The organism is Ruegeria sp. G12 (assembly GCF_056533565.1).
This window is the reverse complement of sequence record NZ_JBQFOO010000010.1, coordinates 74,002-96,607: the sequence shown is the minus strand read 5'-3', so window position 1 is coordinate 96,607 and position 22,606 is coordinate 74,002. Positions and strand designations below refer to the sequence as shown.

Here is a 22,606-nt window from a genome sequence, read left to right as displayed (position 1 = left end):
GGCATTGGCCGCAGGCGGATTCATTGCGCGTTCGGAAAGAACACCTGTTTCCCGTCCAGCTTGTAGGCCTCAATCGCCGCCTGCCCGTCCGGACCCGTCAGCCAGTCGATAAACCGCTGCCCCGCATTGGCCCGCACACGAGGGTGCTTCTCCGGGTTCACGAGGATCACGCCATATTGGTTGAACAAACGCGGATCGCCTTCGACCAAAACCTCAAGATTGCCCTTGTTCCCAAAGGACAACCACGTGGCGCGGTCTGTCAGAGTGTAGGCCCCCATGCCGCTTGCCACGTTCAGCGTCGCCCCCATGCCCGAGCCGGTTTCCCGATACCAGGTGCCCGAGGCCTCGGCCGGATCAAGACCGGCTTCAGCCCAATGGCCCATCTCGGCCTTGTGGGTACCGCTGTCGTCGCCACGCGAAACAAATGGCACTTCCGAGGCCTCAATCGCCGCGAAGGCCTCCAGAATATCGGCCCCGCCCCTGACCCCGGCGGGGTCGGAATTTGGTCCGACAAGAACAAAGTCGTTATACATCAGGTCTTTGCGCTCAACACCCCAGCCGTCCGCCACGAACTGCTCTTCGGCGGGTTTGGCATGCACCAGCAAAACATCCCCATCGCCGTTGATCGCGTTGCGGATTGCCTGGCCGGTCCCAACCGCCACGACGCGAACATCAATGCCCGTCTCGGCCGCAAACCCCGGCAGAATGAAATCAAACAGACCCGAATTCTGGGTCGAGGTCGTCGATTGCACCACGATAAAGGGCTTTTCGGCCAAGGCCGGGGCTGCCGTCAACCCAAGCGTTATCACCGCTGCCCGAATGAAGTTTCGCAACATCCAACTCTCCGTTTGGTGTGTCAGGTTACCAGCCCGCCGGCCAGATAGCGGCGCGACGCTTCGGCTGTGGGGGCATCCAGCACCTGTTTGGCCGGACCATGTTCGACGACATGCCCGCCATGCATCATGACCACATCCGCAGCCAACCGCCGCGCCTGCCCGATGTCATGGGTCACCATCACAATCCGCACCCCACGGGCCGAAGCGCGCTGGATCATCCGTTCAATCATTTGCGTTGCGCTGGGGTCCAGCGCACTGGTGGGTTCGTCAAGAAACAGTGTCTCGGGGCTCAGGGCCAGCGCCCGCAGAATGGCGAGCCTCTGCGCCTCCCCCCCCGACAGCGACCGTGCAGCCTGACGAGGTTTGTCCTGCAGGCCGCCCTCAGCCAGCAATTCAGCAATGCGCGCTTTGCGCGTGGCCCGGTTCAGCCCCTGCCGTTTTAATACAAAGTCCAGATTGCTGGCCACCGACCGACGCAACAATACCGGCTGTTGAAAGACCATGGCCTGCCGGGCCTTGTGATCAGCATTCAGAGGGACACCACCCTGCACCACCTGCCCCACATCAGGCGCAATCAACCCATGCAAACAGCGCAAGAGCAGGCTTTTGCCCGCTCCGTTCGGCCCAAGGATCAGGGTCGGTCCCGGTCCGTCCAAGGTCAGACTTGGCACGTCCAGCAGGGCCTTTCCCTTGCGCTGAATGTGCAGCCCTTTGACCTGCAGACAGTTCGCCGATTCGCAGACCAGATCACGCATGGCGCAAACCCTCCTGCTCGGCCCGCAGGCTCATCGCGCTGACCATCGCGTTCACGGCGACGGCGATACCGATCAGGATCGCGCCAAGGGCCAGCGCCAGCGCCAGATTGCCCTTGGATGTCTCAAGCGCGATGGTCGTGGTCATCACACGTGTAACATGGTTGATATTGCCGCCAACGATGATCACCGCGCCGACCTCGGCAATTGCGCGTCCGAACCCGGCCAGCAATGCGGTGACCAGTGCAAGACGCGCATCCCACAAAAGCACGGGAACCGACGCCAACCGGGACACGCCCAGCGAGCGGAGTTGTTCCGAATACTCCTCGGCCAACATCTCGACCACCTGCCGGGTAAGCGCTGCAACGATGGGCGTGACCAGCACCACCTGCGCAATAATCATCGCGGTGGGCGTATAGAGCAGTTCCAGAACCCCCAATGGCCCGGACCGCGACAACATCAAGTAAACCAGCAGGCCAACAACGACCGGAGGGAAGCCCATCAACGCATTCATCAACACGATCAGCACCCGACGCCCGGGAAAGCGCGCGACGGCCAACGCCGCGCCAACCGGCATGCCGATCAACGCCGAAATCAGCACCGCGAACACGGAAACCCGCAGCGATAACAAAACAATCCCCCAAAGCTCTGCATCCCCGTCAAGGATCAGAGAGAGGGCACCGCTGAATTCTGATGCAAATCCCTGCATATTCTTCCAATATTGTTCCAGATGGTATCAGAAGCGTTGTTTTACAGGAAAATACTAGGCCATTTGGCCGCTAAGTACAGGAACAAATCCGACATCGGAAATAAGAAACGCGGCCCCAAAGGGGACCGCGCCACTATCTGTAATCCTAGCGCTAACGTCAGTTCAACGCAGCGTCGGTGATCTGATGAGTCCACGCGCCCTCGGGCTGCTTGGTGATCACCGGGTCAGACCCGCCAGCAAGCAGCGTGTTTACGGTGCGCTCAAAATCCGCCGGGTCGAGTGAGCCGTTCGAACCTGCGGTCAGTTTGGCGATCTCACCCATCATGCGTTTTTGATGTTCTTCAGTCTGCGCCCCGGTCTCATCGTTTTCCAGAACGATGTCGGCCGCTTCTTCGGGGTGCTCCTCGGCGTATTTCCAGCCCTTCATCGACGCGCGCACAAAGCGTTGCATCTTGTCGGTGAAGTCGGCATCGCTCAGGTTTTCTTCCAGAACGTACAGACCGTCCTCCAGCGTTGCGACACCCTGATCTTCGTACTTGAACGTCACCAGTTCGTCCGGGCTGACACCGGCATCGATGACCTGCCAGTATTCATTGTAGGTCATGGTGCTGATGCAATCGGCCTGACGCTGCAGAAGCGGATCGACATTGAAGCCCTGTTTCAGAACCTCGACACCGGATTCGCTTTTGCCGTCAGTACCAATGCCCAACTGGCTCATCCAGCTCATGAAGGGGAATTCGTTCCCGAAGAACCAAACGCCCAATGTGCGGTTCTTCAGGTCCTCGGGCGAAGAAATCCCCGCATCCTTCCAGCACGTCAGCATCATACCCGAGCTTTTGAACGGCTGCGCGATATTGACCAGTGGCAGGCCCTTTTCGCGTGCGGCCAGCGCGGCAGGCATCCATTCGACGGTCACGTCGGCCCCACCGCCGGCAATGACCTGCGTAGGCGCGATGTCGGGACCACCCGGCAGGATCGTGACATCCAGCCCCTCTTCTTCGTAGAATCCTTTATCCTTTGCTACGTAGTAGCCCGCAAACTGCGCCTGCGTGACCCATTTCAATTGCAACGTCACTTCATCCGCCGCCAGCGCCGCGCTGGCTGTAAGGCTGAAGGCTGCGACCGCCCCGCTGAGTAGTTTTTTCATCTTCATTTCTCCTAGTTGCTATTTTGCCCCGTTCTCGGGGTCTGTTGAATTTTATCCTCGTTGCGACGGGTGCCAGAACGTCACCGTCTTTTCGATCATTGCGACAAGACCATAGAATGCCGTACCGGCCAAAGCAGCCACAACGATCTGGGCCCAGACCATATCCAGCGACAATTGCCCGACACTGGTCGAGATGCGAAAGCCCATGCCCAGCGTTGGCGAGCCAAAGAACTCGGCCACAATAGCGCCGATCAGCGCCAGAGTGGTGGAAATCTTCAACCCATTGAAGATAAACGGCATCGCCGCAGGCAAGCGCAGTTTGAAAAAGCTCTGCCAGTAGGTGGCGGCATAGGTCTCCATCAGATCGCGCTGCATCGCTGTTGCCTCTCGCAATCCGGCGACTGTGTTCACAAGCATCGGGAAGAATACCATCACAACCACCACGGCGGCTTTCGAGTGCCAGTCGAACCCGAACCACATCACCAGAATGGGCGCGGTTCCGACAATGGGCAGAGCCGCCACGAAATTCCCGACCGGCAACAGGCCGAGGCGCAGGAACTCCCAGCGGTCCACTGCAATGGCCATCAGAAAGGCCGCACTGCAGCCGATCAGATACCCGCTCAGCGCACCTTTGATGATGGTCTGCACGAAATCCGCCCACAGGATCGGCAGGCTGTCGGCGAACCGCACAGCAATGACCGACGGCGCAGGCAAGATGACAAGGGGCACGTCCAGCCCGCGAACCAGCAACTCCCACACTGCGACAATCGTCACACCAAATATCAAAGGCGCAAGGAACCGAACCATCCGGGTATCCGCCTGCGGCCCACTGGCAAGGCGGCTGTTCAACCACCAGCCCAACGCCCACAGAAGGATCGCAAACAGGACAAAGATCATTGCGCCATCCCCATCCGTTTCAGCACCGTCCGCTCAAAGAGCCCCAAAAGCCCCACAAGACAGGCCGCCAGAATGGCCGCTGCAAATAGGGCGGACCAGATCTGCACCGTCTGGCCGTAGTAGCTGCCCGCCAGAAGGCGAGCGCCCAGACCGGCCACCGCGCCTGTCGGCAGCTCTCCGACAATCGCGCCGACCAATGATGCGGCAATGCCGATTTTCAGCGAGGTGAACAGGTACGGCATCGACGCTGGCAAGCGCAGCTTCCAGAACGCCTGAGACCGGCTGGCGCTGTAGGTGCGCAGAAGATCAAGCTGCATCGCATCCGGGCTGCGCAGCCCTTTGACCATGCCCACAACCACCGGGAAGAAACTGAGATAGGCCGAAATAATCGCCTTCGGAACAAGGCCTTGCACCCCGATGGAATACAGCACCACGATGATCATCGGCGCCAGCGCGATAATCGGAATGGTCTGGCTGACGATAGCCCATGGCATGACCGACAGGTCCATGACCCGGCTGTGCACAATCCCCACGGCTAACAGAATGCCCAGCCCGGTGCCGATCGCAAACCCCAGTATGGTCGCGCTGAGTGTCACCCAGCCGTGATACACAAGCGACCGTTTCGAGGTCACTTTCTTGTTCACCGTGGATTGCCACAACTCAATCGCTACATCATGCGGCGCGGGCAGCCTTGGGCGATCCTGCTCCCACGTTTCGGGGATGGCGAAGCTGTTGTTCCAGACCAGAATGATGTCGTATTCCAGCGTCCGCGCTTTCATGGTGGGCGGGTCGACCTCCTCACCCGCGCGCTCGGCCTGGTTCAGGGCGCTGTCGATGTTCATCGGGATACATGCGATGTACCAGGCGGCCACAATGGCGAGAACGACCAAACCAACGGCATAAACCTGTTTCATGCGCGCCACTCCATTCGGATGATCGGCAGGGTTTCAGGCGGAACCGGAGCTTCGGTGCCGGTTGCGACGAACCCTTCGCGCCGATAGAATCTTTGGGCAGCTGTGTTCGGTTCATGCGTGGTCAGCCACAGGAACTCGCGCCCCTCCTTGGCTTGGTCCAGCAGACGCTTACCAAGGCCCTGACCGGTGCGCAGGCAGTAAAGCGCCCCGACCTTGCTCTCGCTGGGGTCGACGGACATGTAGCAATCCACCGGATCGCCGATGACCCAAATCTCTCGGTCCGGAAAGGCCTCGCGGATCAACGCGGCCAACTGGTCCTGCGTCAATTCCTCGGGCATCCAGTCTGTCCGGGTCATCCAGGTCGAAATGACCCGAGCGCAAGCCGGAACGTCTTCGACCGTAGCCCGTCTGAGGTCACCTGCCACCATCACACCTCTTCCCCATGCCCGGCGCGCAGCCCCTCGCGGACCCGATGCGCGACTTCGATGAACTCGGGGGTATCGCGGATGTCCAGAGGCCGCTCCTTTGGTAAAGGGCTGTCGATCACATCCGTAATGCGCCCCGGGCGCGGGCTCATGACTACGATCTTGGTGCTTAGGTAAACCGCCTCGGGGATCGAGTGCGTCACGAAGCCGATGGTCTTTTCGGTGCGCGCCCACAGCGCCAGAAGCTGTTCGTTCAGGTGATCGCGCACAATCTCGTCCAGAGCCCCAAACGGTTCATCCATCAGCAGGATATCTGCATCGAACGCCAAGGCCCGCGCAATGCTGGCCCGCTGCTGCATACCGCCAGACAACTGCCACGGGAACTTCCCTCCAAAACCTTCAAGATCAACGAGTTCCAGAACGTTCTTCACTCGATCTTCTTGTTCAGAGGCTGAATACCCCATGATCTCAAGCGGCAGCTTGATGTTCTTTGCAATGGTCCGCCACGGGTAAAGACCGGCCGCCTGGAACACATAGCCATAAGCCCTGTTCCGCCGCGCCTCATCCGGGGTCATGCCGTTGACGGTCAGGCTCCCTCCGGTCGGTGTTTCCAGCGCTGCGATACAACGCAGGAAGGTGGTCTTGCCACACCCCGAGGGGCCGATGAAGCTCACGAAATCGCCCTTGTCGATGGAGAGGTTCACGTCTTTCAGCGCGTGGACGGGGCCATCGTTGGTTTGGAAGGTTAGGTCGAGGTTTTTGGCCTCAATTACCGGCGCACCAGTTGTCATTCTTTGTTAGTCCCCAATCTTTCCACCCAAAGCCAAACTAATCCGGCAATCGTTCCAGCAAAGCTAAACAGTAGTAGGCCATGCAAATCGACCATCAAAGGTCGTCCAGTCATATTTTCAGTGTTGAGCAACAGGTACGCCGCCGCACCCGTCACTGCGCCTCCAATCCCGGCCACGACGGGATTAAAGAAATGAAAAATCACCGCAACCATTCGCAAGACAAAAGCCGGAAGCGCCGAGAAAACTACTGCTAGAGGCATCATTATTCCCGCTTGAATGACCAAACCGATTTGCGCTGGCCATGGCTGTGTAAAGATGCGCAGTTGCCATCCCCAAATGATCAACGACGCGCAAAACACTGCTGCCAAATACCCCAAAACACCCCGAACGATCGCCACCTACACACCCGTCGCCGGAATACCCGTCCGCTCAACCGGTCTTGGCGCAGTCAATTCTTTCCATGTACTCAGAGCCTTGTGCACATGGGTATTGGCCTCACGCGTCACGAACTTCCCGTGCCCTTCCTGCGTCCTGATCTCACCGTCATGCACCGCCACCGCGCCACGGGTCAGCGTGAAGCGGGGCAACCCGCGCACCTCTTTACCCTCGAACACGTTGTAGTCGATGGCCGACTGCTGCGTCTCGGCCGAGATCACCTTGGCCTTGTCCGGGTCCCAAACCACCAGATCGGCATCAGCACCCACCAAAACGGCACCTTTTTTCGGATAGCAATTCAGTATCTTAGCAATGTTCGTCGAAGTTACAGCAACGAACTCGTTCGGCGTCAACCGACCCGTGTTCACCCCATAGGTCCAAAGCATCGGCATCCGATCTTCCAACCCGCCTGTCCCGTTCGGGATCTTGGTAAAGTCCCCAACGCCATAGCGTTTCTGTTCGGTCGTAAAGGCGCAGTGATCCGTGGCCACAACGCTTAGCGTCCCCGATTGCAGACCATTCCACAGGCTGTCCTGATGTTGCTTGTTCCGGAACGGAGGGCTCATGACCCGCCGCGCCGCGTGCTCCCAATCGTGATGGAAATACTCGCCCTCATCCAACGTCAGGTGCTGGATCAAAGGCTCCCCCCACACGCGCTTGCCCTGCATCTTGGCCCGTCGGATGGCCTCATGCGCCTCTTCGCAAGAGGTATGGACCACATACAGCGGCACACCCGCCATATCCGCAATCATGATCGCCCGGTTCGTGGCCTCGCCCTCAACCTGCGGGGGGCGGGAATAGGCATGCGCCTCGGGTCCGGTATTGCCCTCGGCCAAAAGCTTGGCGCTCAGTTCCGCCACTACATCGCCGTTCTCGGCATGCACCATCGCGGTGCCACCAAGCTCGGCCAGACGCTTGAATGAGGCGAACAACTCGTCATCATTCACCATCAACGCGCCTTTATAGGCCATGAAGTGCTTGAACGTGTTGATCCCGCGCGTCTCGATGACTGTCTTGATGTCATCAAACACCTGCTCTCCCCACCAGGTCACAGCCATATGGAATGAGTAATCACAATTCGCCCGGGTCGATTTATTGTCCCAGCGCTTCAAAGCATCCAGCAGGCTCTCGCCGGGATTGGGCAGCGCAAAATCCACCACCATCGTGGTGCCACCCGCCAAGGCCGCGCGCGTACCGCTTTCGAAATCATCGCTGGAATAGGTCCCCATAAATGGCATCTCCAGATGCGTATGCGGGTCAATCCCACCTGGCATCACATAGCACCCGGTCGCGTCCAGTTCTGTGTCCCCGCGCAAATCAGGCCCAATCTCCGTGATAATCCCACCCTCGACCTTCACATCCGCCGAATACGTCAGATCAGCGGTCACAACGGTTCCGTTCTTGATCACAGTGCTCATCTTAAACTCCCTGATGCGGTCTGCGCCGCTTGCTTCATCTGTCCAAAAATATCCCGGGGGAGTCGCCCAAGGGCGACGGGGGCAGCGCCCCCTATTCCACGATTTCCGCCGTCTCAACGACCGCGTGAAACAGAACATCCGCCCCGGCGGCAGCCCAATCCTTACTGATCTCTTCGGCCTCGTTATGGCTCAATCCATCCACACAAGGGCACATCACCATGGCAGTCGGAGCCACCCGGTTGATCCAGCAAGCGTCATGCCCCGCGCCCGAGATGATGTCCCTATGCGAATACCCTAACCGCTCTGCCGCGTCGCGTACCGCCGCCACGCACCCGTCGTCGAACTTCACCGGATCAAACCCACCGACCTTCTCGTATTCGATCTGCAGGCCCATTTCCTCGACGATTTTGTCAGCTGCTTCCCGCAGACGGTTTTCCATATCCGTGATCACCGCCAACTCGGGCGAGCGGAAATCGACCGTGAAAACCGCCTTGCCCGGGATTACGTTGCGCGAGTTCGGAAACACTTCGATATGCCCCGCAGCCCCAACCGCATGAGGCGCGTGGGACCAGGCAATCTCATCCACTTTCTCAAGAATACGCGCCATCGCCAGACCCGCATTCTTGCGCATCGGCATGGGGGTAGAGCCCGTATGCGCGTCTTTCCCGGTCACGGTGATCTGCGTCCAACTCAGACCCTGACCATGGGTGACGACGCCGATATCCTTGCCCTCGGCCTCCAAAATCGGCCCCTGTTCGATGTGCAATTCGAAGAACGCGTGCATCTTTCGCGCGCCAACCTCTTCGTCGCCGCGCCAGCCGATGCGCTGCAATTCATCGCCAAACTTCTTGCCCTCGGCATCCTCTCGATCGTAGGCCCAATCCTGCGTGTGCATCCCTGCAAACACGCCCGAGGACAACATGGCCGGCGCATAGCGCGTGCCTTCCTCGTTGGTCCAGTTGGTCGCCACAATCGGGTGTTTGGTCTTGATGCCCAGATCATTGAGCGTGCGGATGATCTCCAACCCCCCAAGCACCCCCAGCACGCCATCATATTTGCCACCTGTGGGCTGCGTATCCAGATGCGAACCCACATAAACCGGCAGCGCCTCGGGGTCCGAGCCCTCGCGATGGGCAAACATGTTGCCCATCTGGTCCAGACCCATCGAACACCCGGCCTCCTCGCACCATCTCTGAAAAAGATCACGCCCTTCGGCATCCTCATCGGTCAGCGTCTGACGGTTGTTCCCGCCCGCAACACCCGGCCCGATCCTGGCCATCTCCATCAGGCTGTCCCACAACCTGTCGCCATTGATCCTGAGATTCTGCGCCGGAGCTGCCATAGTCTTTTTCCCTGTCGCTTGCGATTTGGCTCGCTTTTGGTGTCTTGATTTGACCATCTGGTCAAACTCACGCTATCACGGGTTCGGGATCAGTCAAGAAATTGCGATGCATGGCCGAATTTTTCGGCATATTTCGCTCCCGGTTGACCGAAAAAGAAACACGCAGGAACCATGCCAAAAGACCGCGCACCGACCCGTATTCAGAAAAAGAACCGCGCCGCGATTCTCGAGGCTGCCTTAAACGTGTTTTCCGCGCACGGATTTCGCGGGGCAACCGTAGATCAGATCGCCGCCGAGGCTGGTCTGAGCAAACCCAACCTGCTCTATTACTTCCCGTCGAAAGAGGCGATTCACACCGCGCTTCTGTCCGGTTTGCTTGAGGTCTGGCTTGCCCCCCTGCACGATCTCGACGCGGACGGAGACCCGATGCAGGAAATCCTGTCCTACATTCATCGCAAGCTGCAGATGAGCCAAGAGCTACCGCGCGAAAGCCGTCTTTTTGCGAATGAACTGGTTCAGGGCGCACCGCGCATTCACGAGGCGTTATCGAACGATCTGAAAGAGCTTGTGGATGAGAAAACCAATATCCTGACGCGCTGGATGGATCAGGGCAAAATCGCCCGGCTTCACCCGTATCATCTGATCTTTTCGATCTGGGCGCTGACCCAGCACTACGCCGATTTCGATGTGCAGGTGCGATCCATTCTGGGAGACGAAGACCCCTTTGATGGGGCCAGGCCGTTTATCGACACACTGTATCGCAAACTGCTGACGCCCTAGTCAGCGATTATTTGTTCGGTTTCAAGGCCAGGATACGGTTCAGAATAACAATCGCCATTGCCAGAAGAATCGTGAAATCACCCATTGTTTTGACCGCATTGATCTTGGGCACTTTGCCCGCATCCTTGACGATCGCCGCATACATCTTGGGTTGTTGAACTCCGGCCGTGTGTTGCTGAGCCGAGGCCTTCACGTATTGATCAAAGTTCTGAAGCGCTTTGACCTTTTTGATGACCTGCCCCACGAACTGACGATCCAGCGCGCGGTCTTCCTTTAGCTTGGCCATCATGTCTTCGATGGATTTCTTCAGCTTCAGAATGTTATCACGATCCTTCTTGATCTGTTTCTGATGCTGCATGAAATTCTTTGCGGCCATGGCGTCGCGTTGCTTTGCCTTTGACAATGCAACGTTCTTCTTCGACTGGTCCCGATCCAGTTTGGAAACCCGGTTGCCGCCCTTGTTCCGGCCCGGCGACGCCGCTGGCATGACACTCTCCTTTGATCATGTCTGTCAGCGGCAGTTTAGCGCCGAATGTGGGTTGCCGAAATACCCGTTTCCCCTACTCAGCAGCCTTTGCCATCGGGTTGTTGGGGTGACTTGTCCAGTTGGCATATTCTTCCTGCACAACCTTACCAGTGCGCGGGTCGACCTCTCCGGCGGCCATTGGCACCATCGAAATACACCCTTCGACAGGGCAAACATCGACGCAGAGGTTGCAGGCCACGCATTCCTCATCGATCACCTCGAACACCCGGTCAGAGGACATCGAGATCGCCTGATGGCTGGTGTCTTCACACGCAGCATAGCAGCGCCCGCATTTGATGCACTGATCCTGATCGATCTTGGCCTTGGCGATGTAGTTCAGATTCAGGTACTGCCAGTCGGTAACGTTCGGAACCGCACGTCCGACGATGTCCGAGACGTTGGAATAGCCCTTTTCGTCCATCCATTCGGACAAGCCAGCGGTCAGTTCGTCGATGATCTTGAACCCGTAAGTCATCGCCGCAGTGCAGACCTGGACTGTTCCACACCCGAGCGACATGAATTCTGCTGCATCGCGCCAGGTCGTCACGCCACCGATGCCAGAGATCGGAAGGCCATGCGTCGCCTCGGCCCGCGCGATCTCGGACACCATCGACAGTGCAATCGGCTTCACCGCCGGGCCGCAATAGCCGCCATGGCTGCCTTTGCCATCGATCGAGGGTTCGGGGCTGAACGTGTCCAGATTGACGCTGGTGATCGAGTTGATCGTGTTGATCAGCGACACCGCATCAGCACCGCCATTGCGCGCAGCTTCGGCGGGTTTGCGAATGTCGGTGATGTTTGGCGTCAGCTTCACGATCACCGGGCGGTCATAGTGCTTCTTGCACCACCGCGTGACCATCTCGATATATTCCGGCACCTGACCGACAGCAGAGCCCATGCCCCGTTCGCTCATCCCGTGAGGGCAACCAAAGTTCAGTTCGATTCCGTCCGCACCGGTTTCCGCTACACGCGGCAGAATAGCTTTCCACGCCTCCTCCTCACACGGAACCATGAGCGAGGCGATCAGCGCGCGGTCCGGGTAGTCGGCCTTGACCCGCGCCATTTCTTCTAGGTTCACCTCCAAGGGCCGGTCGGTGATCAGTTCGATGTTGTTGAGGCCCAGCAAACGCCGATCCGCGCCGTAAATAGCGCCGTAACGCGGCCCGTTGACGTTCACGACCGGAGGACCCTCGGCCCCCAGCGTTTTCCAAACAACACCGCCCCATCCGGCCTCGAACGCGCGGCGCACGTTGTATTCCTTGTCGGTGGGCGGTGCGGATGCCAGCCAGTAAGGGTTGGGGCTGGAAATTCCCAGAAAGTCAGTCGTCAGGTCAGCCATGGGTACTCCTTCCCGGCTCCTCAGCCGGTTTTCTTGAATATCATTTCGGTCGGACGAATGCGCCCGGCCTTGAGGTTTTCGACGTAGTTTTGGAATTTCTCGGGCGCTGTCTCGCCCATCATCAGGTGGATGCCCAGCGGGGCCGGACCGGTTTCGGCAATCTTGGCAAAGACTTCCTCGAAGAACTCCAGCGCGAAACCGGTCCGGTCATTTTCAGTGATCAGGTCCAAACCTGCGGCAGCGGCGGCGTCCTTGTAGACCTGCGGCGCATCAACAAAGGACGTTTCGGCAACGGTCGACCACGGCAGAGGAAAGGCCAACGCATCGGCAGCTTCGCCCCCCATCACGTCGAACAGGGCGAATGTTCCCCCGGTGGCCAAGGCGCGCGACACCTCGGCAAACAGCCCTGCCTTGTCTTCGATGTTCATGCCCACATGCAGCATGACGGCAAGGTCAAATCCAGCGTCGGGCACCGGCATGTCCAAGGCGCTGCCAACGTGAAAGTTGGTCTTTTCAGAGTGACCGACCAGATCGCTGAGCGCGGCGGCGGTTTCAACAAATTCCGGCGTCAGATCGACACCGGTCACCGTTGAATCGTAGCGATCCACGATGTAGCGCGAGGTGCCGCCTATGCCGCATCCAACGTCCAGCACCCGCGTCGCATGGGTCGGTGACAATTGGGCGAACAGGTTGTCGGTTGCCAGAACGCCGCCCGTGTGGAATTCATCGCCCGCCTTCAAATCCGCTACCGTGGCCGAATCCGGGTCAATGCCGCTCGCCTCAAGCGCCGCGCGGACGCGCTCGGTCAAAGCGCCGGTCGTGTAGTGTTGTGCAACAGCTTGTTCGATCTGGGACATGAGAAAACCTCGAGCAGCGAAAGGAATGGGGTGAATACCCCACCCTATCACGAAACCAGCGTTGCGTGGATGTCCATTGCCGCGTCCCGGCCTTCGGCCACGGCTGTCACGGTCAGGTCCTCACCCCCCGCGGCGCAGTCTCCGCCCGCCCAGACACCGGTCATCGAGGTACGACCGGCTCCGGTGACAGCGATCTTGTTGCCGTCCAGTGTCAGCCCCTCGGGCGCGCCATCCAGTGTCTGGCCGATGGCCTTGAGCACCTGATCGGCAGGCAGACGGATCATTTCTCCGGTACCTGACAACTGCCCGTCGTGACTGGCGGTGTACTCCAACTCAATCTCAGCCGCAGCGCCGTTTCCGTGCACGGCCACCGGTTGCACATTGGTCATGATCCGAACCCCGTGCGAGGCCGCAAGATCCTGTTCATACCGGCTGGCCCCCATCGCGTCACGATCCCGACGATAGGCGATGGTCACATGCTCGGCCCCCAGCAACTTGGACTTCACAGCCGCATCCACCGCCGTCATGCCACCACCGATAACAACCACGTTCCGGCCGACAGGCAGATCGGCAAGATCGCTGGCTTGCCGCACGTCCGAAATGAAATCGACCGCAGGACGCACACCGTCCTTGTCCACCCCACCTGCGCGCAGCGCGTTCACACCGGCCAGACCGATCGACAGGAAGACCGCATCATAGTTCTCCAACAGGCCGTCCAGCGAGATGGTTTCGCCCAGCATCGAACCAGTCTCAATTGCGATACCGCCGATTTTGAGCAGCCAATCCACCTCGGCCTGCGCAAAGTCGTTGGTCGATTTATAGGCAGCGATCCCATATTCGTTCAGGCCGCCCGGTTTGGGCTTGCTTTCGTGAATCACCACGTCATGACCCAACATCGCTAGACGGTGCGCACAAGCCAGCCCTGCGGGCCCCGCGCCCACCACCGCTACGGTCTTACCGGTCGAGACGGCGCGTTCGAACGGATGCGTGCCCGACGCCATGATATCGTCAGTAGCAAAACGTTGCAGACGTCCGATCTCAACCGGCTTGCCCTCGGCGGCTTCACGCACGCAGGCCTCTTCACACAAAGTTTCAGTGGGACAAACGCGCGCGCACATGCCGCCCAGAATGTTCTGGTCAAGGATCGTGCGCCCCGCCGATTGCGGCTGTCCGGCCTGAATCTGGCGAATGAACAGCGGAATATCGATATCCGTCGGACAGGCCGTCACACATGGCGCGTCGTAGCAGAAATAGCAGCGATCTGCGGCCACGGCAGCCTCATGCGGGGCCAGTGGCGGATGCAGATCGGTGAAATTCGAGGTCAGCTCATCGCTGGAAAGCCGCCCGGAAACGATCCCGGGTGCCATCTGGCCCTGTGCCATCGCTCTACTCCCTGTAGATATGTTTGTTATGGGCCCAGCTTGCCACATCTGAAAATTTTATCAATTGGTAAAATTTGCCAAATGGTCAAAAAATGAGAAATCCGTCCCGATCAATTGCTTTCCCACACGGTTTCGCCTGATTTTGATGCAACTGCCTCTGTGTCATGTCTGCCCTGCCTTCACAGATTCCAAATACGGCCTTTTGACGGCCCACGCGGCATCCTGTAATCCCGGACTAAGAGCGCAAGCCAAAGACGCCCGACAGGAACAGGCAAACATGCAGGCACCCTCGCAGAAATTCAACGTCGTCATCGTCGGGCAAAACAACCGCCTGCAGTATGAGGCACTTCTGTTCGCTGCCTCGCTGCGCCATTCCTCGCCGGATTTCGCCGGAAGTCTGTTTGTCGCAACGCCGAAACCTGGCCCGCGCTGGCACCAGAACCCCAGCATTCAGAACGAGGATGTGTTGAAGGCGCTGAAACAGTTGGGGGCCGAGGTCCTGCCCTTTGACACCCACGTGTTCGGCGACAGCTATCCAAACGGCAACAAGATCGAAGCTCTGCTGGCCCTGCCCGAAGGCGAGCCGTTTGTCTTCTTCGACACCGACACGCTGATCACCGGAGATCTGAACGGCGTCCCGTTTGACTTCGACCGCCCCGGCGCGTCGCTGCGGGTCGAGGGGACGTGGCCCAAGCCCACGCTGTATGGTCCGGGCTTTGAAGGCATCTGGAGCGCGCTTTACCGGCGGTTCGGACTGGACTTTGAAAGCTCACTGGATCCCAGCCAGCCCATAGATTACTGGCGGCGGTATCTGTACTTCAACGCAGGCTACTTCTTCTACAAATGCCCCCGCCAGTTCGGTGAGCGTTTTCTTGAATACGCACGCGCCATCCGGGATGAGGACATCCCGGAACTGACCGGGCAGAACCTTGACCCCTGGCTGGATCAGGTGGCGTTGCCGCTGGTGATCCACTCTTTCGGCGGCGGGCGGGATGCCCTGCCTGAGGGGCTGCTGGATGGCACCGTCAGTTGCCACTATCGCCTGTTTCCCCTTCTCTACGCCCGCGAAAGCGATCATGTGATCAAGGTTCTGGAGACCGTCACCGCGCCCAACAAGGTCAAGAAGGTTCTGAAAAACTACGATCCGCTAAAAAAGCTGGTCATTCAGGGCAAGGGTGCGAAAATCCGCGATTTGTTCGATCAGGACAACCTGCCCCAGCGCGAGCAGGTCATTCGCAACACGATCAAACGCAATGGTCTGTGGATGCGCTGACAGGATCGTTGTGCGCGTCCGGTCAATCGCCTAGACATTCCCTAACGACAAAGTCCAACAGGAGATTTCAAGATGTCTGACGGCCCCACCTATGGTTTCGACACGCTGCAAATTCATGCAGGCGCCCGCCCCGACCCGGCGACCGGAGCGCGCCAGACACCGATTTACCAGACCACAGCTTACGTCTTCCGTGACGCGGACCACGCCGCCGCTTTGTTCAACCTTCAAGAAGTGGGCTTTATCTATTCCCGCCTGACCAACCCGACCGTGGCAGTTCTGCAAGAACGTGTGGCCACGCTTGAAGGCGGCGTTGGTGCGGTTTGCTGTTCCTCGGGCCACGCGGCGCAGATCATGGCGCTGTTCCCGCTAATGGGTCCGGGCTGCAATGTGGTGGCCTCGACCCGTCTGTATGGCGGGACGGTCACGCAGTTCAGCCAGACCATCAAACGCTTCGGCTGGTCGGCCAAGTTCGTGGACACCGACGATCTGGACGCCGTGAAGGAAGCTATCGACGAAAACACCCGCGCGGTGTTCTGCGAATCCATCGCCAACCCGGGCGGCTACGTCACTGATATTCGTGCCTTGGCGGATGTGGCCGATGGGGCAGGCATTCCGCTGATCGTCGACAACACCTCGGCCACGCCTTACCTGTGCCGCCCGATTGAACATGGCGCGACACTGGTGGTGCATTCGACCACCAAGTACCTGACGGGCAACGGCACGGTCACTGGTGGATGCATCGTGGATTCGGGTAAGTTCGACTGGTCGGCGAATGACAAATTCCCGTCCCTCAGCCAGCCCGAACAGGCCTATCACGGGTTGAAATTCCACGAGACCTTCGGCCCGCTGGCCTTCACCTTCCACGGCATTGCCATTGGCCTGCGTGACCTTGGCATGACGATGAACCCGCAGGCGGCGCACTACACACTGATGGGGATCGAGACCCTGTCGCTGCGGATGGAGCGCCATGTGGAGAATGCTCAGAAAATCGCCGCGTGGCTCGAAGCGGATGATCGCGTGGAATACGTGACCTATGCGGGCCTGCCCTCATCGCCCTACCATGATCGCGTTAAGGCGCAGTACTCACGCGGCGCGGGCGCGCTGTTCACCTTCGCCGTCAAAGGCGGATATGACGCCTGCATCAAGCTGGTCAACGCTCTGGAAATCTTCAGCCACGTCGCCAATCTGGGCGATGCCCGGTCGCTGATCATACACTCGGCCTCGACCACTCATCGTCAGTTGACTCCGGAACAGCAAGAGGCCGCAGGTGCCAGCCCGAACGTGGTTCGTGTCTCCATCGGCATCGAGGATGCCAACGATCTGATCGCCGATCTGGATCAAGCGCTCAGCAAAGCCAGCGCCTGACGATGGCGCAGCACGACACGAACGAGTTGGGCCAACCCATCGGCCTGCCGGTTCAGGGCGAATTTCCCCGCCCTGCGCCGCCCTACACGCCGATGCAGGGCCAGTACTGTTCGGTCGTGCCTTTGGATGTGAATCGCCACGCGCCCGGATTGTTCCGGGCGTTTGCCAACGACACCGACGGACGCAATTGGACCTATCTGCCCTATGGGCCTTTCGACTCGGAGGCTACCTTCGAGGAATGGGCGCGCGCCAATTGCATGGACGCTGACCCGATGTTTCATACGGTGCTGGATGCGGATGAGGTGCCGGTCGGCATAGCCTCATACTTGCGGATCGAACCGGTCGCGGGCGCGATTGAGGTCGGCCATATCCATTTCTCACCCCTGCTGCAGCGCAAGCTGCAATCGACCGAGGTGATGTACCTGATGATGCGGCGGGTGTTCGACGAGTTGGGCTATCGTCGCTACGAATGGAAATGCGATGCGCTGAATGCGCCGTCTTGCAGCGCGGCGGAACGTCTGGGCTTTACCTTTGAAGGGATATTCCGTCAGGCGACCCACTACAAAGGACGCAACCGGGACACGGCATGGTATGCGATCCTCGACAGCGAATGGCCGCGTATTCGCGAGGCGTTTGAAACCTGGCTGTCTCCGGATAATTTCGACGCCACGGGCCAACAACGGCAACCGCTGATGGCCCGCGCAAAAGACTAGGCTTATTCGGAAATCCCGAACACCATCGAGACATTGACGGACACCGAGACCTCACCGCCCGCGACCGGAACAGAGCGCGCGTCGGCCATCATTGCGGCCCCGCCCTCAAGAAACGGGCGAACGCCGCCGGACCGTTCGGAAATTGACTGAACCGGACCGAGTGTGATCCCGGCGGCCTGCGCCAGTTGCTCGGCCTTCGCCTTGGCTTCACCCACCGCTTTCGCGCGGGCCTGCGCCTCAAGCGGCTTGGGGTCCTGCACCCCAAAGGTCAGCCCGCCAAAGTCATTCGCGCCATCCTGAATGACCGCATCCATGATCTCGCCCAGCTTGTCCAGATCGCGCACCCGCACGAACACGCGGTTCGAGGCGACGAAGCCGGTGATCTCGGGCTGCTCTCCGGTCTGACTGTTGCGGCCGGACCAGACTGGCGACAGGGACAGGTCGCGGGTCTGGATGTCGCGCTCTTCAATGCCCATCTCCTGCAGCCGCGACAGTACCTGGCTGACGGCGTCGGATGTGGCCTGCATGGCCTGCGACGCCTCGGCGTTTTCGTTTGTGACGCCCAGCGTGATTGTTGCCATATCCGGCGCAATCTGCACCGTGCCGGTGGCATCAACGGTGATGCGACGTTCTTCCGCATGGGCCAGCCCGGCGGTGGTCGCGGCCATCATCGCGGCCAGAAAAGCGAGTGTCTTCAAGGTTCTCTCTCCGAATAGTTCTGCTTCAACATGGGTTTGCGGGGGTATGCGGGACAAGGGGGAGGCTTGGCTTTTTCTTTCCCTCGGCGGGTTCCTGCTTTAATGTCGGTCTGCGAACGCAATGCCGTTTGCATTGATGCTGACAATTATGGTTCCTCCGGATTATGAAACCTGCCTTTGCGCTGTCATTTTCTTCTGCCGGAATATCGCTGCACCACCAGTCGGATGACGATTGGTATCAGATAGGCTCGGTCGCGCTGGATGCGCCCGACCTTTCGGACCAGATTCGCGGCTTGCGCGATCAGGCCTTTGCGCTGGCAAACGATCTGAGTTGCAAGGTCGTGATCCCCGAGGATCAGATACGCTATTTGTCGGTTGAAACAGAAGGCCTAAGCCCCGAGGATAGCGAGCAAAAGGTCTATGACGCGCTGGCGTCCGCCACGCCCTATGATCTGTCGGAGCTGTCCTTTGATACCGCGACCGAGGGCACCACGATCCACATCGCGGCGGTAGCACGCCAGACATTAGATGAAGCGCAGGTCTTTGCCGCCGAGCACGGGTTCATTCCTGTCCTGTTTAGCGCTGATCCGAGCCACAAGGACTTTCCGCAAGAGCCGCATTTTGGACCTGATGAGCTGCCGCACTTAGCTGAAACTACGCTGGATGAGGAGCCATCCGTTGGGGCCGTAACCGCACCCGAGGATGAGCCGCCTCAAGTGGCCGAAGCCGCGTTGGAGGGAGAGCCACTCGTTGCGGACGAACTCGCGTTGCAGGATGCGGCGTCTCAGGTGGTCGAAACCACGTTGGAGGACGAACCGCCCGCGCCTGCAGAACCGGAAACGCCTCCGCCACCAACCGAGGCGGAACCGCCCGTTCACGCCATTGCCGAAAGCGCCGACCCCGACACGTTCCGCTCGGTAGAAGCGCCCAGTGCACCGTTTCAAACGGTTTTTGCGGCGGCAGAGCCGAAGGCAGGGCGCTTTGTTCTGCCAGCGATTGCGGCGGCGCTACTGGCCGGGGTTTCGCTATCCGCTTGGTCGTTTTTCACTTCTGACGACGGGACCGAGGTCACTTCCGCCCCCGCTGAGGTGGTGCAACCTGAGATTAAGGCGGAGTCGGAACAGGTTGATATCGCGTCGGATTCAGCAACCCAAGCCACTGCGGAACAACCCGAGGTGACAGGCACAGAAACCGCATCTCTGCCTGAACCTGAGGAACAGCCGGAGCTGTCATCAACGGATGCGGCCATTCTGGAAGCGCTGAAGGTTCCTCCGACCCCGGTGGAGACGATCCAGACCGATCCGCAAACTGAATTCGCCCCAGCGACCGCAGTGAACACCATCCCACCAACCGCCTTGGAACAGCCGGTTCCGATTGAGGACGACGATAATTATCTGGCCTCAGTCAACAAGCCCGACCTGTCGAGCGATGCCATTGCCCTGCCCCCAGTTGAGAGTTTTGACACGGACCTGCCCTTTGAACAGATCGCGTTGCCTCAGACCGCGGACACGGGTTTTGATCTGGATGAACGCGGGCTGGTCCCGCCAACCTCCGAAGGCACGCTGAACCCCGATGGGGTGATGATCTATGCGGGTCGTCCATCCTCGGTGCCGCCGGAACCGCCCGTGCGGTTCGAGGAAGAACCCGTGATCGATGAGACGGACCAGAGATTGGCAGGCCTGCGCCCCAAGGGTCGCCCTAGTGATCTGGTTGAACAGTTCGAACGTCAGCAACTGGGTGGTCGTTCGTTAGAAGAACTCGCGGGTGTTCGCCCCAAACTGCGCCCTGAGTCGCTGCAGGTTAATCCGCAGGTGGACGAAACCCCCACCGCTTTGGCCGTTGTCCGGGTGCCGCGCCCCAAACTCCGCCCGGCCCGCGTCGTGGCGGCGGCCCCATCCACCAATGCAAATACTGCCAATCTGGGCTCGACGGCGGCGGTGAATCAAAACTCGGATGAGGCCGGATCGTTCCAGCCCAAGACGGTGAAACCCAAAGCCCCATCCACTGCGTCGGTTGCCCGTCAGGCGACAATCGACAACGCGCTGAACCTGCGCAGACTGAACTTGATCGGCGTTTATGGCACCCCGGCCAACCGGCGCGCCTTGGTACGCCTGCCCAGTGGACGGTACAAAAAGCTGAAAATCGGGGATCGTTTGGATGGCGGCAAGGTAATTGCCATCAGCGACAGCGAATTGCGGTATCAGAAAAAGGGCCGCAACGTGACCCTGTCCATGCCGCGTAGCTAACTGTGAAAAAAGGGCGCGCAGAGCTGGTCTGCGCGCCGGAGTTGTGGCTTCAGGCCGCCGAAATCTCACCGGTTTCGATCTGTTCCCGTTCGATGGATTCGAACAGGGCCTGAAAGTTCCCCTCGCCGAACCCATCATCGCCCTTGCGCTGAATGAATTCGAAGAAGATCGGTCCGATCACGGTTTTCGAGAAGATCTGCAGCAAAATCCGCGTCTCCCCCCCATCCACGACGCCTTCGCCGTCGATCAGAATGCCGTGCTTCATCATCCGGTCCAGCGGCTCTTCATGGTCCGTCACACGCTCAGTCGACATGTCGTAATAGGCCTGATTGGGACCCGGCATGAATTTCAGCCCGTTTTCAGCGATGGCATCGGTCGAGGCATAGATATCCTCGCTGCCAACCGCGATGTGCTGAATGCCCTCACCCTTGTATTTCTTCAGGTACGAAACGATCTGGCCCGTCTCACCGCGATCTTCGTTGATCGGAATGCGAATGCGGCCACAAGGCGAGGTCAGAGCACGGCTAAACAGCCCAGTGAACTTGCCCTGAATGTCGAAGAAGCGGATTTCACGGAAGTTGAACAGGTCGCCGTAGAACTTGAACCACTTGTCCATGTTGCCCTTGTAGACATTGTGGGTCAGGTGATCGAGGTAGTAGAACCCCTCGCCCCGCGGTTTGGACTGCTTGATCCAGTCGAACTCTTGGTTGTAGGGCGAGGTGTCATAGTACTGATCGATGAAATAGATCAGCGACCCGCCAATGCCCTTAATCGCTGGCACATCCATGGTCTTGTCGGCGGCGTCATAAGGCTCAGCCCCTTTTGAAACCGCATGCTCATAGGCCTTTTGCGCATCCGCTACGCGCCACCCCATCGACGGGGCGCAGGGGCCGTGTTCGGCCACAAACTTGTCGGCGAAGCTGTTCGGGTCGGCGTTCAGGATGTAGGTGACATCACCCTGCTGCCAAAGCTCCACAGCAGGATTCTGTTTGTGGTGGGCCACCAGCTCGAACCCCATCTTGGCGAACAGGTCGCGCAATTCTTGAGGCTCGGGATGTGCGAATTCGACAAACTCAAAGCCATCGGTTCCGGCGGGGTTTTCGTCACTGATGACGGATTTTGGTGCGTTATGCGGGAAAGGGCCCATGGGTGCCTCCTTTCGAACAGGAAATTCTTTGCTGATTCCAAAATACGCCTTATGCAACGCTTTTTCTGCGCATTGTTTTCCTGTAAACTGTGGCTAGACGCGCAAATCTCGCACACAAACTTAGAAATACGGGAATACGCCGCATATGCTTGACGCCACAGACACGCATCTTCTTTCCGCCTTGCAGAAGAATGCCCATCTGACGGCGCATCAGTTGGGCGAGATGCTGAACCTGTCGCCCAGTCAGGCCGGACGACGGCGGCAACGGCTTGAGGCCGAAGGTTATATCACCGGCTATGCCGCGCGGCTTGATCCGTTGAAACTGGGGCTGCACGTACAGGGGTTCATTCAGGTCCATCTGGGCACTCATGGCCCCGAGCAATCGGCCAGTTTCGCCCGGATGGTCGACACCCGACCGGAAATCACCAGCGCCTGGACGATGACCGGTGAGGCAGATTACCTGCTGCATGTCTATTGCGATGATCTTTCCGCCCTCAACAGCTTGCTTCATCAGGTGATCCTGCCGCATCCTGCTGTTGCACGGGTCCAGAGCCAGATCGTGATGGACCAGCTTAAACGAGACGCCCCCCTGCCAACCTGACCGGCGCAAGAGG

The 22,606-nt window shown here is 59.2% G+C and carries 23 protein-coding genes; 6 read left to right on the top strand and 17 right to left on the bottom strand.

Features of this window, described 5'->3' with window-relative positions; translation table 11 throughout:
* Positions 1 to 20 precede the first annotated feature (20 nt).
* The 11 genes from ACR0JN_RS19585 to ACR0JN_RS19535 all read right to left on the bottom strand — a co-directional run bounded on the left by ACR0JN_RS19585 (position 21) and on the right by ACR0JN_RS19535 (position 9,666).
* Positions 21 to 836, bottom strand: a complete 816-nt coding sequence (locus tag ACR0JN_RS19585; protein WP_480888186.1) for an ABC transporter substrate-binding protein — start codon at positions 834 to 836, stop codon at positions 21 to 23.
* Between the two features lie 20 nt (positions 837 to 856).
* The gene (locus ACR0JN_RS19580; protein WP_480888185.1) at positions 857 to 1,591 is read right to left on the bottom strand and encodes an ATP-binding cassette domain-containing protein; all 735 of its coding nucleotides are present in this window, start codon (positions 1,589 to 1,591) and stop codon (positions 857 to 859) included.
* On the bottom strand, positions 1,584 to 2,297 hold the full coding sequence (locus ACR0JN_RS19575) for an ABC transporter permease (RefSeq protein WP_480817933.1): 714 nt from the start codon (positions 2,295 to 2,297) through the stop codon (positions 1,584 to 1,586). The genes ACR0JN_RS19580 and ACR0JN_RS19575 overlap by 8 nt, the downstream gene beginning before the upstream one ends.
* Positions 2,298 to 2,454: 157 nt before the next feature.
* The gene (locus ACR0JN_RS19570; RefSeq protein ID WP_480817932.1) at positions 2,455 to 3,444 is read right to left on the bottom strand and encodes an ABC transporter substrate-binding protein; all 990 of its coding nucleotides are present in this window, start codon (positions 3,442 to 3,444) and stop codon (positions 2,455 to 2,457) included.
* Positions 3,445 to 3,495: 51 nt separating this feature from the next.
* Positions 3,496 to 4,341 (bottom strand): ABC transporter permease, encoded by an 846-nt coding sequence (locus ACR0JN_RS19565; protein ID WP_480817931.1) that lies wholly within the window; start codon positions 4,339 to 4,341, stop codon positions 3,496 to 3,498.
* Positions 4,338 to 5,255, bottom strand: coding sequence for an ABC transporter permease (locus ACR0JN_RS19560; protein ID WP_480888184.1), 918 nt, complete (start codon positions 5,253 to 5,255; stop codon positions 4,338 to 4,340). The genes ACR0JN_RS19565 and ACR0JN_RS19560 overlap by 4 nt, the downstream gene beginning before the upstream one ends.
* Positions 5,252 to 5,683: an N-acetyltransferase family protein gene (locus ACR0JN_RS19555; protein WP_480888183.1), complete on the bottom strand. Its 432-nt coding sequence runs from the start codon at positions 5,681 to 5,683 to the stop codon at positions 5,252 to 5,254. The genes ACR0JN_RS19560 and ACR0JN_RS19555 overlap by 4 nt, the downstream gene beginning before the upstream one ends.
* On the bottom strand, positions 5,683 to 6,471 hold the full coding sequence (locus ACR0JN_RS19550; RefSeq protein WP_480888182.1) for an ABC transporter ATP-binding protein: 789 nt from the start codon (positions 6,469 to 6,471) through the stop codon (positions 5,683 to 5,685). The genes ACR0JN_RS19555 and ACR0JN_RS19550 overlap by 1 nt, the downstream gene beginning before the upstream one ends.
* The gene (locus tag ACR0JN_RS19545) at positions 6,468 to 6,869 is read right to left on the bottom strand and encodes a hypothetical protein (protein WP_480888181.1); all 402 of its coding nucleotides are present in this window, start codon (positions 6,867 to 6,869) and stop codon (positions 6,468 to 6,470) included. The genes ACR0JN_RS19550 and ACR0JN_RS19545 overlap by 4 nt, the downstream gene beginning before the upstream one ends.
* On the bottom strand, positions 6,870 to 8,324 hold the full coding sequence (hydA, locus tag ACR0JN_RS19540) for a dihydropyrimidinase (protein ID WP_480888180.1): 1,455 nt from the start codon (positions 8,322 to 8,324) through the stop codon (positions 6,870 to 6,872).
* Positions 8,325 to 8,415: 91 nt separating this feature from the next.
* Positions 8,416 to 9,666, bottom strand: coding sequence for a Zn-dependent hydrolase (locus tag ACR0JN_RS19535; RefSeq protein WP_480888179.1), 1,251 nt, complete (start codon positions 9,664 to 9,666; stop codon positions 8,416 to 8,418).
* 171 nt (positions 9,667 to 9,837) lie between these two features.
* On the opposite strand from ACR0JN_RS19535, the gene ACR0JN_RS19530 reads away from it, so the two are divergent.
* Positions 9,838 to 10,446, top strand: a complete 609-nt coding sequence (locus ACR0JN_RS19530) for a TetR family transcriptional regulator C-terminal domain-containing protein (RefSeq protein WP_480888177.1) — start codon at positions 9,838 to 9,840, stop codon at positions 10,444 to 10,446.
* A 7-nt stretch (positions 10,447 to 10,453) separates the two neighbouring features.
* Here the strand turns inward: ACR0JN_RS19530 and ACR0JN_RS19525 are convergent, their stop codons facing one another.
* The 4 genes from ACR0JN_RS19525 to ACR0JN_RS19510 all read right to left on the bottom strand — a co-directional run bounded on the left by ACR0JN_RS19525 (position 10,454) and on the right by ACR0JN_RS19510 (position 14,550).
* Positions 10,454 to 10,933: a hypothetical protein gene (locus ACR0JN_RS19525; RefSeq protein ID WP_480888176.1), complete on the bottom strand. Its 480-nt coding sequence runs from the start codon at positions 10,931 to 10,933 to the stop codon at positions 10,454 to 10,456.
* A 73-nt stretch (positions 10,934 to 11,006) separates the two neighbouring features.
* Positions 11,007 to 12,311: an NAD-dependent dihydropyrimidine dehydrogenase subunit PreA gene (gene preA, locus ACR0JN_RS19520; RefSeq protein WP_480888175.1), complete on the bottom strand. Its 1,305-nt coding sequence runs from the start codon at positions 12,309 to 12,311 to the stop codon at positions 11,007 to 11,009.
* 20 nt (positions 12,312 to 12,331) lie between these two features.
* Positions 12,332 to 13,168, bottom strand: a complete 837-nt coding sequence (locus ACR0JN_RS19515) for a methyltransferase domain-containing protein (RefSeq protein WP_480888174.1) — start codon at positions 13,166 to 13,168, stop codon at positions 12,332 to 12,334.
* Positions 13,169 to 13,215: 47 nt separating this feature from the next.
* Complete coding sequence (locus tag ACR0JN_RS19510; protein ID WP_480888173.1) at positions 13,216 to 14,550, bottom strand: NAD(P)-dependent oxidoreductase; 1,335 nt, start codon at positions 14,548 to 14,550, stop codon at positions 13,216 to 13,218.
* Between the two features lie 277 nt (positions 14,551 to 14,827).
* Here ACR0JN_RS19510 and ACR0JN_RS19505 point away from each other — a divergent pair, with 277 nt between their 5' ends.
* The 3 genes from ACR0JN_RS19505 to ACR0JN_RS19495 all read left to right on the top strand — a co-directional run bounded on the left by ACR0JN_RS19505 (position 14,828) and on the right by ACR0JN_RS19495 (position 17,901).
* Entirely contained in the window at positions 14,828 to 15,823 is a 996-nt protein-coding gene (locus ACR0JN_RS19505) for a hypothetical protein (RefSeq protein WP_480888172.1), read from the top strand.
* A 72-nt stretch (positions 15,824 to 15,895) separates the two neighbouring features.
* Entirely contained in the window at positions 15,896 to 17,188 is a 1,293-nt protein-coding gene (locus ACR0JN_RS19500) for an O-acetylhomoserine aminocarboxypropyltransferase/cysteine synthase family protein (protein WP_480888171.1), read from the top strand.
* Positions 17,189 to 17,190: 2 nt separating this feature from the next.
* Positions 17,191 to 17,901 (top strand): GNAT family N-acetyltransferase, encoded by a 711-nt coding sequence (locus ACR0JN_RS19495; RefSeq protein WP_480888170.1) that lies wholly within the window; start codon positions 17,191 to 17,193, stop codon positions 17,899 to 17,901.
* 2 nt (positions 17,902 to 17,903) lie between these two features.
* Here ACR0JN_RS19495 and ACR0JN_RS19490 read toward each other — a convergent pair whose 3' ends face one another.
* Positions 17,904 to 18,599: an SIMPL domain-containing protein gene (locus tag ACR0JN_RS19490; RefSeq protein WP_480888169.1), complete on the bottom strand. Its 696-nt coding sequence runs from the start codon at positions 18,597 to 18,599 to the stop codon at positions 17,904 to 17,906.
* A gap of 164 nt (positions 18,600 to 18,763) precedes the next feature.
* Between ACR0JN_RS19490 and ACR0JN_RS19485 the strand changes: the two genes are divergently transcribed.
* Entirely contained in the window at positions 18,764 to 20,845 is a 2,082-nt protein-coding gene (locus tag ACR0JN_RS19485) for a hypothetical protein (protein ID WP_480888168.1), read from the top strand.
* 49 nt (positions 20,846 to 20,894) lie between these two features.
* Here the strand turns inward: ACR0JN_RS19485 and hppD are convergent, their stop codons facing one another.
* On the bottom strand, positions 20,895 to 21,992 hold the full coding sequence (gene hppD / locus ACR0JN_RS19480; protein ID WP_480888167.1) for a 4-hydroxyphenylpyruvate dioxygenase: 1,098 nt from the start codon (positions 21,990 to 21,992) through the stop codon (positions 20,895 to 20,897).
* 145 nt (positions 21,993 to 22,137) lie between these two features.
* On the opposite strand from hppD, the gene ACR0JN_RS19475 reads away from it, so the two are divergent.
* Positions 22,138 to 22,593, top strand: a complete 456-nt coding sequence (locus ACR0JN_RS19475) for an Lrp/AsnC family transcriptional regulator (RefSeq protein WP_480817913.1) — start codon at positions 22,138 to 22,140, stop codon at positions 22,591 to 22,593.
* The last annotated feature ends 13 nt before the right edge of the window (positions 22,594 to 22,606 follow it).

Bases quoted from the DNA above. Each gene is read 5' to 3' on its own strand.
- ACR0JN_RS19585 (WP_480888186.1), bottom strand. From the start codon at position 836: ATGTTGCGAAACTTCATTCGGGCAGCGGTGATAACGCTTGGGTTGACG.
- ACR0JN_RS19515 (WP_480888174.1), bottom strand. From the start codon at position 13,168: ATGTCCCAGATCGAACAAGCTGTTGCACAACACTACACGACCGGCGCT.
- ACR0JN_RS19500 (WP_480888171.1), top strand. From the start codon at position 15,896: ATGTCTGACGGCCCCACCTATGGTTTCGACACGCTGCAAATTCATGCA.
- ACR0JN_RS19555 (WP_480888183.1), bottom strand. From the start codon at position 5,683: ATGGTGGCAGGTGACCTCAGACGGGCTACGGTCGAAGACGTTCCGGCT.
- ACR0JN_RS19570 (WP_480817932.1), bottom strand. From the start codon at position 3,444: ATGAAAAAACTACTCAGCGGGGCGGTCGCAGCCTTCAGCCTTACAGCC.
- ACR0JN_RS19485 (WP_480888168.1), top strand. From the start codon at position 18,764: ATGAAACCTGCCTTTGCGCTGTCATTTTCTTCTGCCGGAATATCGCTG.
- preA (WP_480888175.1), bottom strand. From the start codon at position 12,311: ATGGCTGACCTGACGACTGACTTTCTGGGAATTTCCAGCCCCAACCCT.
- ACR0JN_RS19495 (WP_480888170.1), top strand. From the start codon at position 17,191: ATGGCGCAGCACGACACGAACGAGTTGGGCCAACCCATCGGCCTGCCG.
- ACR0JN_RS19575 (WP_480817933.1), bottom strand. From the start codon at position 2,297: ATGCAGGGATTTGCATCAGAATTCAGCGGTGCCCTCTCTCTGATCCTT.
- hydA (WP_480888180.1), bottom strand. From the start codon at position 8,324: ATGAGCACTGTGATCAAGAACGGAACCGTTGTGACCGCTGATCTGACG.
- ACR0JN_RS19530 (WP_480888177.1), top strand. From the start codon at position 9,838: ATGCCAAAAGACCGCGCACCGACCCGTATTCAGAAAAAGAACCGCGCC.
- ACR0JN_RS19510 (WP_480888173.1), bottom strand. From the start codon at position 14,550: ATGGCACAGGGCCAGATGGCACCCGGGATCGTTTCCGGGCGGCTTTCC.
- ACR0JN_RS19535 (WP_480888179.1), bottom strand. From the start codon at position 9,666: ATGGCAGCTCCGGCGCAGAATCTCAGGATCAATGGCGACAGGTTGTGG.
- ACR0JN_RS19565 (WP_480817931.1), bottom strand. From the start codon at position 4,341: ATGATCTTTGTCCTGTTTGCGATCCTTCTGTGGGCGTTGGGCTGGTGG.
- ACR0JN_RS19580 (WP_480888185.1), bottom strand. From the start codon at position 1,591: ATGCGTGATCTGGTCTGCGAATCGGCGAACTGTCTGCAGGTCAAAGGG.
- ACR0JN_RS19550 (WP_480888182.1), bottom strand. From the start codon at position 6,471: ATGACAACTGGTGCGCCGGTAATTGAGGCCAAAAACCTCGACCTAACC.
- ACR0JN_RS19525 (WP_480888176.1), bottom strand. From the start codon at position 10,933: ATGCCAGCGGCGTCGCCGGGCCGGAACAAGGGCGGCAACCGGGTTTCC.
- ACR0JN_RS19505 (WP_480888172.1), top strand. From the start codon at position 14,828: ATGCAGGCACCCTCGCAGAAATTCAACGTCGTCATCGTCGGGCAAAAC.
- ACR0JN_RS19560 (WP_480888184.1), bottom strand. From the start codon at position 5,255: ATGAAACAGGTTTATGCCGTTGGTTTGGTCGTTCTCGCCATTGTGGCC.
- ACR0JN_RS19475 (WP_480817913.1), top strand. From the start codon at position 22,138: ATGCTTGACGCCACAGACACGCATCTTCTTTCCGCCTTGCAGAAGAAT.
- hppD (WP_480888167.1), bottom strand. From the start codon at position 21,992: ATGGGCCCTTTCCCGCATAACGCACCAAAATCCGTCATCAGTGACGAA.